The sequence below is a fragment of the Aquabacterium sp. genome (genome assembly GCF_004297345.1).
Classification (GTDB): domain Bacteria; phylum Pseudomonadota; class Gammaproteobacteria; order Burkholderiales; family Burkholderiaceae_C; genus Aquabacterium.
In genome coordinates this window covers 1-8,690 of sequence record NZ_SCTN01000082.1, presented here as the reverse complement: position 1 = coordinate 8,690, position 8,690 = coordinate 1, and the positions used below count along the sequence as shown (strand labels likewise).

Sequence of the window (8,690 nt, the reverse complement as noted above, 5' to 3'; positions counted from 1 at the left end):
CCTGGCCCGCCGGCTGGAAGAGCTGGATGCGGCACTGTCCGACCCGGTCATCGCGGCCGACAACAAGCGATTCCGTGATCTGTCGCGCGAGCACGCCGAAGTCAGCAGCGTGTGCGACCTGGCCCAGCGCCACACGCGCCGCCAGCAAGATCTGGATGGTGCCCGGCAGATGCTGGAAGAAGCCGGGGACGACGCCGACATGCGCGCCATGGCCCAGGAAGAAATCGCCCAGGCCGAGACCGATCTCACCCAACTCGAAACCCAGCTGCAGACGGCCCTGCTGCCCAAGGACCCGGACGACGCCCGCAACGCCTTCGTGGAAATCCGCGCGGGCACCGGCGGCGACGAGTCCACGCTCTTCGCGGGCGACCTGGCCCGCATGTACACCCGCTATGCCGAACGCCAGGGCTGGCGCACCGAGATCCTGACGTCCAGCGAATCGGATCTGGGCGGCTACAAGGAAGTGGTGCTGCGCATCGAAGGCGCGGGCGTCTATGGCCAGCTCAAGTTCGAATCCGGAGGCCATCGCGTGCAGCGCGTGCCCGTGACCGAAACCCAAGGCCGCATCCACACCAGCGCGTGCACCGTGGCCGTCATGCCCGAGCCGGACGAAACCGAAGCCATCAAGCTCAACCCGGCTGATCTGCGCATCGACACCTTCCGTGCCAGCGGCGCCGGTGGCCAGCACATCAACAAGACCGATTCGGCCGTGCGCGTGGTGCACTTGCCCACCGGCATCGTTGCCGAATGCCAGGACGGCCGCAGCCAGCACAGCAACAAGGCCAAGGCCCTGCAGGTGCTGCAAGCCCGCATCCAGGAAAAAGAGCGCAGCGAACGCGCCGCCAAGGAAGCCGCCTTGCGCAAAAGCCTGGTGGGCAGCGGCGACCGCTCCGACCGCATCCGCACCTACAACTTCCCCCAGGGGCGCCTGACCGACCACCGCATCAACCTGACGCTCTACAAGCTCTTGAGCATCATGGAAGGCGAACTCGACGACGTGATTGCAGCCCTGCTGACCGCGCAAGCCGCCGATCAACTGGCCGAACTGGAAGCCGCCACCGGTGTCTGACGATCAAGACCAGTCGCTCACGATGGACGCCATGCGCACGCCGCTGACCATCGCGCAGGCGCAGCAACACGCCCGCCAGCTTGGCGTCGACCGGCTGGATGCCCAGTTGCTGCTGTGCGAGGCCGTCCAGCAAGGCCGCGCCTGGCTCTTCGCCCATGACACCGACACACTGACACCGCCCCAGCAAAGCCGCTTTCTGGCCGATCTGCAACGCCGTGCCGCAGGTGAGCCTCTGGCCTACATCGTGGGAGAAAAAGAGTTCTTCGGCCTGACCTTGCAGGTGTCCCGCGATGTGCTCGTGCCCCGCCCGGACACCGAGACCCTGGTCGAATGGGCCCTGTCGCTGATCCCCGATCAGGCCCAGACCACCGTGCTGGACCTGGGCACCGGCAGCGGTGCCATCGCCCTGGCCATCCAGCACGCCCGCCCACAAACCAAGGTCACCGCCGTTGATGCCTCCGAGGCCGCCTTGCTGATGGCCCAGAACAATGCTCGGATATTGCACCTGCCCGTCAGCTTCCACCATGGCAGCTGGCTCACGCCGGTTGAGGGACAACGCTTCGACCTCATCGTCAGCAACCCACCCTACATCGCCGAGGGTGACCCGCACATGGCCGCGCTGGGCTTCGAGCCGAAGCAGGCACTGACTTCCGGCCCGGACGGCCTGGATGACCTGCGCCAAATCGTTGCCGCAGCGCCCGATCACCTGCAACCTGGCGGCTGGCTACTGTTGGAACATGGCTACGACCAGCCTGTCGCCGTTGCGCAACTGCTGCGCGACCATGGATTTTCAAATGTAAGTACCCGCTTCGATCTGGGCGGGCAGGCACGCTGCACAGGCGGCCAACGTCCAGCCTGACAAGGCCAAGGCAAGACCCTGCAATAGGGTGCAAACCCGCTGCCACCTCGTTTCCGTCCGGCGAAAATGCCCTGACGATCGCTCACATCTCTGTCGCACAAGCCGACACCCGAGGCGTAGCATGATTTTGTTCGTCAGGAGATCGCCATGTTCCAAACCGCCCCTACCGACTCGCACAAGTTCTCACGCACGTGCAGCCTGGCCGCAGGCGCTTGGGCCGTGGTTGCGGCCGTGGGTGGCTTGCTGGCTGGCGGCACCGCACAGGCCCAAATGATCCCCTATGCCGGCCACGCGTTGCACCAAAGCACCGGCAATGGCAATTTCACGAGCGTTCGCATCAACCTGAATACCGACTCGGATGACACACCCAGCCACGGCCTCATGCTGCGTGGCAAGGATTTCTGGCCCCACTGGGAAGGCCGCATCGGCGTGGTTGTCGATCGCCCGATCAACCCCCTGAAAGACAGCTTCGTGCTGGCCCAACCCAATGTGGGCAACGGCCTGAAAATCCGCAGCATGCACATCCTGTCGGATTACTACCTCGAAGGTGGATTCCGTGCCACAGCGGGCCTGCTGCGTGGCGACACGGGCCAAAGCTGGTGGACCAGCGATGGCACAGGTGGCGGGCTCAACCTCAGCCTGCAACGGCTAGACAGCCTCGGTCTGATGAGCGGCAACACCGCCCAGGATCAACAAACCACACCCTACCTGGGTGCCGGCTACAGCAACAGCCTGACACTCAATGGCATGCGCAGCGCCTGGCGCTTCAACGCCGATCTGGGCTTCGTCAACATCAACGCCAACAACCACCTCGGACAGGTTTTCCAGGGTGATCGCACACTGGATGACCTTGTGCGTGAAATGCGCCTGCGCCCCGTGGTCAAGGTATCAGTGGGCTATTCCTTCTGAACTACTGCAGACCAGTCTCAGGCCTGATATAACCGGGCCTGTTTTCATCTCTGATCTGGTTATTGCATATGAGCGACGTTCAACAACGCATCGACGAACTGGTTAAAGGCAACCATGTCGTGCTGTTCATGAAGGGCAATGCCCAATTCCCGCAATGTGGCTTCTCTGGCCGCGCTGTGCAGATCCTCAAGGCCTGCGGCGTGACCGAACTGAAGACCGTCAACGTGCTGGAAGACGAAGAAATCCGCCAAGGCATCAAGGAATACGCCAACTGGCCGACCATTCCCCAGCTTTACATCGGCGGCGAGTTCGTTGGCGGCTCTGACATCATGATGGAGATGTACCAGGCCGGCGAATTGCAGCAAACCCTGGCTGTCAAGTAAGCGCAGCGCAGCATGCAGGAGCCCGTGGGCAGCATCAGGCCACGACGCCTGATCGTCGGCATCACCGGAGCAAGCGGCGCCATCTACGGCGTGCGCCTGCTGGAGCGCGCTCGCGCTCTGGGCGTGCAAACGCATCTGGTAGCCACACCTGCCGGCATCCTCAATGTTCACCACGAGCTGGGTCTGGACCGGTCAACGCTAGAGGCGCTGGCGACACAGGCCCACGCCCCAGGTGATGTGGGCGCCTGCATCGCCAGTGGCAGCTTCATGACAGACGCGATGGTGATTGCGCCCTGCTCCATGAAGACACTGGCGGCCGTAGCCCACGGCATGGGCGACAACCTGCTGACCCGTGCAGCCGACGTCACACTCAAAGAGCGCCGCCGGCTGGTACTGATGGTGCGCGAAACGCCCTTCAACCTGGCCCACCTGCGCAACATGACGGCCGTCACGGAAATGGGCGGGATCGTCTTCCCACCCCTGCCCGCCTTCTATCACCGCCCACAGTCAATTGATGAGCTGGTCAACGACACGGTTGAGCGGGTGCTGGCCATGCTGCACATCGAGCAGGCACAGCCGCAGGAGTGGCGCGGGCTTTGAATCAGCGTTGACGCCGGCGAGCGGCCACGTTCAAACCCAACAGCCCCAAGCCCATCAAGGCCCACGTAGCGGGCTCAGGCACGCTGGCCACGCCCTTGACAAGAAAGACCCCTGCGTCCGGCAAGGCCACATCCTTCATCGCAGGGGAGACGCTGCGCCTGATGAATACGCCGGGCGACACGCTGCTTGCGCCTTGAGGGGGCGCATCACTGGCAACTGCAGCACCATCCCCATTGGGCCACGGCGCCCCACCAAGCTGAGGCAGGTTGCCGGCAGGGTAGTCGTTCAAAACAGGCGAGGGAGCCAAAATGACAGGCCCGACTGTCTCAAAAACCGTCCACACAGGTACCAGCACATCGCTTGACGCACGATCACCACCCACCACACCCTTGAGAAGCGTTGTCGGGCCACCGTTGTAGAGGTTCACATCAGTCGAAGCAGGCACGCCACCCAGCATGGCCAGAAACGGAGCCTGTGCCGATCCGTGCGCAATCAGATCAGCGACATCCTGCTGTGTCGCTAGGCGGAAGCCCTGCGACAACCAATCACCCTTCGTCACCTGATCGAGCGATTGCCCCATCGTTTTCGACAGATCCAACCAGGCTAAGCCGGTCTGGGAATCCAGCGTCAACAGCCCATCCCCTTGATTAGACAGATCGGCAACCGACAACCCAGCCATCGCGACTGACGACAAACTGGCGGCCACAAAGCCAACCAACCATCCCTTGAACTTGGACATGGCATCCCCTGAATGTGTTTGGTTCTTGATCGGGACACAGTTTAACGAAACCAATCCCCGACCACACCCCGCATTCACACGTTCTCACAACGTGCGCGAGCCCAAACAACACACCGCCGCTCAACGACGCAGCATTGAGCCCGCATCGGCCATTTGCGCACCAGCGCCCTCGCCCACCTGCCAGGCCCGGCGTGCCGCCGTCACCATATTGGGATACTCGGCCCTGCCACGGCTGCCGTTGTAGCGCCCCAGGGCCATGAAAAGGTTGCCCTTCTCCACGTCCAGGTAATGGCGCAGGATCACGCAACCAAAACGCAGATTGGTCTGCATGTGGAACAGGCTGCTGGCTTCGCCATTGCCGATCGAGCGCGACCAGAACGGCATGACCTGCATGTAGCCGCGCGCACCAACGGGTGACATGGCGTACTTGCGGAAACCGCTTTCAACCTGAATCAGCCCCATCACGAGCGCGGCATCCAGCCCGGCCCGCTTGGACTCATAGCAGACCGTCTGCAGAAACTCGCGGCGCACCAGCTCTTCCGGCTTGCGCTTGGCCAGCTTGGCCTCCAGCGTTGCAGCCCACGATTCGCATTGCTGGCGTTGCGCCGCGTCGGCGAACACCAACTGCGGCGGCGCCCCATTGCCCACGGCCGCAGACAAGGCCGTGCGCACGGCATCGGCCAGCGGCTCCTCCACTTGGGCACCAGCACGCGCCACAAGAGGCGCGCACAAGCCCGCCAGCAGGCCCAGGCCTGCCAGTGCACCCGTCAGAGAAGAAAACCAGCGTCGCGACAACATGAGCTTCAAAGATAAACCAATCGGTGCCGCAGTGGTCAGCCGATTTGCACGCGCGACAGCACGTGATTCAGGACTTCCGTCACGGCGATCTTGCTGGCGGCGGCATCCTGACGGCCTTGGTACTCGGCCAGGCCTTCCTTGAGCCCCTTGTCGCCCAGCACCACGCGGTGCGGCACGCCGATCAGCTCCCAGTCGGCAAACATGGCGCCAGGGCGCTCGCCACGGTCGTCCAGGATCACGTCCACGCCCTTGGCCAGCAGCTCGCTGTGCAACTTGTCTGCAGCGGCCTTCACGTCTTCCGAGCGGTCATAGCCCACCGGGCAGATCACCACTGTGAACGGCGCAATGGCGTCCGGCCAGATGATGCCGCGCTCGTCGTGCTTCTGCTCGATGGCCGCACCCAGGATGCGGGTCACACCGATGCCATAGCAGCCCATTTCGAAATGCTTGGGCTTGCCGTCCACATCCAGGAAGGTCGCGTTCATGGCCTTGGAGTACTTGTTACCCAGGTAGAACACGTGGCCGACTTCGATGCCGCGCTGGATGGCCAGCACGCCCTTGCCGTCCGGCGAAGGGTCACCCTCCACCACATTGCGGATATCGGCCACCAGATCGGGCTCAGGCAGGTCACGCCCCCAGTTCACGCCCTTGATGTGGAAGCCTTCTTCGTTGGCGCCGCACACCCAGTCGGCCATGTTGGCCACGGTGCGGTCAGCGATGACCTTCACGGGCTTGAGCAGCTTGACCGGCCCCAGATAGCCGGGCTTGCAGCCGAAATGCAGGGCGATTTCGCTTTCGGTCGCGAAGCGGAAACCAGCCTTCAAGCCCGAGCCGTCAGCCAACTCGATCTTGCCAGCCTTGACTTCATTGAGATCGTGATCGCCACGCACCAGCAGCAGCCATACAGTGGACTTGGCGATCTCGCCATGCTCGTTGAGTTCGTCCGTGGCCAGCACCAGCGACTTCACGGTCTGGCTCAGCGGCAGGCCCAGCAGTTCTGCCACATCGGGGCAGGTGCTCTTGCCTGGGGTAGCGACCTTCTCGCACGCTGCCGAAGCGGCACCGCGCCGGGCGATCAAGGCCACGCCTTCGGCCAGCTCGATGTTGGCAGCGTAATCGCTGGTCGGGCAGTAAACGATGGCGTCTTCACCCGTGTCGGCGATCACCTGGAACTCGTGCGAACGGTCACCACCGATGGCGCCGGTGTCAGCAGCCACAGCGCGGAACTGCAAGCCCAGGCGCTCGAAGATGCGCGTGTAAGCGGCAAACATCGCGTCGTACGTCTTGCCAGCGCCGTCCACGTCGCGGTCGAAGGAGTAGGCATCCTTCATCGTGAACTCTCGGCCACGCATGATGCCGAAACGAGGGCGGCGCTCGTCGCGGAACTTGGTCTGGATCTGATAGAAGTTCTTGGGCAACTGGCGGTAGCTGCGCAGTTCCTGGCGGGCGATGTCGGTCACCACTTCTTCGGCGGTGGGCTGGATCACGAAATCGCGCTGATGGCGATCCTTGAAGCGCAGCAGTTCGTCGCCCATCTTGTCGAAGCGACCCGTCTCCTGCCACAGCTCGGCGGGCTGCACCACGGGCATGATCAGCTCGACCGCACCGGCCTTGTTCAGCTCGTCGCGGATGATGCCTTCGACCTTGCGGATGGTGCGCAAGCCCATGGGCATGTAGTTGTACAGGCCCGCGCCCAGCTTCTTGATGAAACCCGCGCGCGTCATGAGCTTGTGGCTCACGATTTCAGCGTCAGCAGGGGCTTCCTTGAGGGTCGAGATGAAGAACTGGGAGGCTTTCATATGCGTAAAAAATACACCGCGCAAATGAGGCATTGACAAAGCCCTCTAGCCGTCAAGCCATTGCAGTGCAATAATGAAACTAGTTGAAAAATTCGGAGTTGATTATGCTCGACCGGGAAGGCTTTCGGCCTAACGTCGGCATCATCCTGCTCAATCACCGGAACCAGGTATTTTGGGGCAAACGCATCCGCACCCATTCCTGGCAGTTCCCGCAAGGCGGCATCAAACATGGTGAGTCGCCAGAGCAGGCGATGTTCCGCGAGCTCCACGAAGAAGTGGGCTTGCTGCCCGACCACGTCCGCATCGTCGCACGCACGCGCGACTGGTTGCGTTATGAGGTGCCCCAGCACTTCATCCGCAAGGACGCCAGAGGGCACTACAAAGGCCAGAAACAAATCTGGTTCTTGTTGCAATTGACGGGGCGCGACAGCGACATGAATCTGCGCGCCACCAACCACCCGGAGTTCGATGCCTGGCGATGGCATGAGTACTGGGTGCCGCTGGAAGCCGTGATCGAGTTCAAACGTGGCGTCTACGAGATGGCCTTAAGTGAACTGGCGCGCTTCCTGCCCAAGCCTCAAGGACATCAGAACCGCTACCTGCGCGGCAACATGCGCGGCAGCAATGGCCGGCGATCAGATGACCAGGACGACACAGGCATGCGGATCGAGACCATCAGCGAATCGCTGATTCAAATCGACGTCGAAATCAAGCAGCCTTGAATCGGCAAGTAACGCGGCCAAACAAACAAAAGGGCTCCCACGCAGGGAGCCCTTTTTCATAGACAACCAGAACCGGGATCGATCACTCGATTTCGGTCTTGGTGGCGCACTCGGCATCGGTCGGGTTGATGCTGCAACGTGCACGCTTGATGATGTTGAGGCCTTGCTTGTTGTACAGACCTTGCTTGGCGATCTCGATGCGCGATTCGCGGAACATCAGCACGTACTTGGGAATGTGCTCAGCCGGCAGCTCATCCCACATACCAGCTGGAATGCCCTTCTCGGCAGCCTGAACAATGCTCATGGCGCGATCGAACTGCGACAGCCAGTAGACGCGAGACTTCTCGCCGAAACCTTCAGGGAACTTGGTCTTGTTCACCACCACCTGCACGGTCGGGATCATGATGGGGAAGCGGCCAATACCACCGGTCTTGCCAATGCCCTTGTACAGCTCGAAAGGCTTGAAGGCCACGGCTGGCAGGCTCACCATGTCAACAAAACCGTTGTTGAACTTGGGGCCGATGTTGGTGATGTCCACGGACACGGGCTGCGCGCCAATGCGCTGGATCATCACGCCCTGCGCCTTGTCGTAATCGAAGGCTGCGATCTTCTTGCCAGACAGTGCCTCAACCGAGTTGATCTTGCGATCGCGCACGATGGGGTAAGCAGCGCCCAGCGGGAAGAACCCCCCGATTTCGTAGTTGCCCTCGACCATCAGCTTGCCGGCCTTGGGATCCGAAAACACCTGGATCACCTTGCGCACGACTTCGTAGCTGGCCTCCATATCGACCTTGCCGTTACGAATCACGGTG

At 62.1% G+C, this 8,690-nt stretch carries 10 protein-coding genes; 6 read left to right on the top strand and 4 right to left on the bottom strand.

Translation table 11 applies throughout. From position 1 onward, the window contains the following. The first annotated feature begins 1 nt into the window (after window position 1). The 5 genes from prfA to EPO09_RS02415 all read left to right on the top strand — a co-directional run bounded on the left by prfA (window position 2) and on the right by EPO09_RS02415 (window position 3,820). Window positions 2-1,069 (top strand): peptide chain release factor 1, encoded by a 1,068-nt coding sequence (gene prfA, locus EPO09_RS02435; protein ID WP_290639804.1) that lies wholly within the window; start codon window positions 2-4, stop codon window positions 1,067-1,069. A 31-nt stretch (window positions 1,070-1,100) separates the two neighbouring features. After that, entirely contained in the window at window positions 1,101-1,928 is an 828-nt protein-coding gene (gene prmC, locus EPO09_RS02430) for a peptide chain release factor N(5)-glutamine methyltransferase (protein ID WP_290639806.1), read from the top strand. 147 nt (window positions 1,929-2,075) lie between these two features. After that, a complete protein-coding gene (locus tag EPO09_RS02425) occupies window positions 2,076-2,837 on the top strand; it encodes a hypothetical protein (protein ID WP_290639803.1) in 762 nt (253 codons plus the stop codon). Window positions 2,838-2,905: 68 nt separating this feature from the next. Further along, window positions 2,906-3,220, top strand: coding sequence for a Grx4 family monothiol glutaredoxin (gene grxD / locus EPO09_RS02420; protein ID WP_290639801.1), 315 nt, complete (start codon window positions 2,906-2,908; stop codon window positions 3,218-3,220). A gap of 12 nt (window positions 3,221-3,232) precedes the next feature. Then, window positions 3,233-3,820 carry a UbiX family flavin prenyltransferase gene (locus tag EPO09_RS02415; protein ID WP_290639799.1) on the top strand — a complete coding sequence of 196 codons (588 nt, stop codon included), beginning with the start codon at window positions 3,233-3,235 and terminating at the stop codon, window positions 3,818-3,820. A gap of 1 nt (window position 3,821) precedes the next feature. On the opposite strand, the gene EPO09_RS02410 is transcribed toward EPO09_RS02415, so the two are convergent. From EPO09_RS02410 to EPO09_RS02400, 3 genes are all read right to left on the bottom strand, one after another. Further along, window positions 3,822-4,559 carry a PEP-CTERM sorting domain-containing protein gene (locus EPO09_RS02410; RefSeq protein WP_290639797.1) on the bottom strand — a complete coding sequence of 246 codons (738 nt, stop codon included), beginning with the start codon at window positions 4,557-4,559 and terminating at the stop codon, window positions 3,822-3,824. A 120-nt stretch (window positions 4,560-4,679) separates the two neighbouring features. Continuing rightward, the gene (locus tag EPO09_RS02405; RefSeq protein ID WP_290639795.1) at window positions 4,680-5,357 is read right to left on the bottom strand and encodes a lytic transglycosylase domain-containing protein; all 678 of its coding nucleotides are present in this window, start codon (window positions 5,355-5,357) and stop codon (window positions 4,680-4,682) included. Between the two features lie 35 nt (window positions 5,358-5,392). Further along, on the bottom strand, window positions 5,393-7,156 hold the full coding sequence (locus EPO09_RS02400; protein ID WP_290639793.1) for a proline--tRNA ligase: 1,764 nt from the start codon (window positions 7,154-7,156) through the stop codon (window positions 5,393-5,395). Between the two features lie 104 nt (window positions 7,157-7,260). Here EPO09_RS02400 and EPO09_RS02395 point away from each other — a divergent pair, with 104 nt between their 5' ends. Continuing rightward, on the top strand, window positions 7,261-7,878 hold the full coding sequence (locus tag EPO09_RS02395) for an RNA pyrophosphohydrolase (RefSeq protein ID WP_290639791.1): 618 nt from the start codon (window positions 7,261-7,263) through the stop codon (window positions 7,876-7,878). 82 nt (window positions 7,879-7,960) lie between these two features. On the opposite strand, the gene EPO09_RS02390 is transcribed toward EPO09_RS02395, so the two are convergent. Further along, window positions 7,961-8,690 (bottom strand): putative solute-binding protein (locus EPO09_RS02390; protein ID WP_290639788.1); only part of this gene is annotated, 730 nt, incomplete at its 5' end.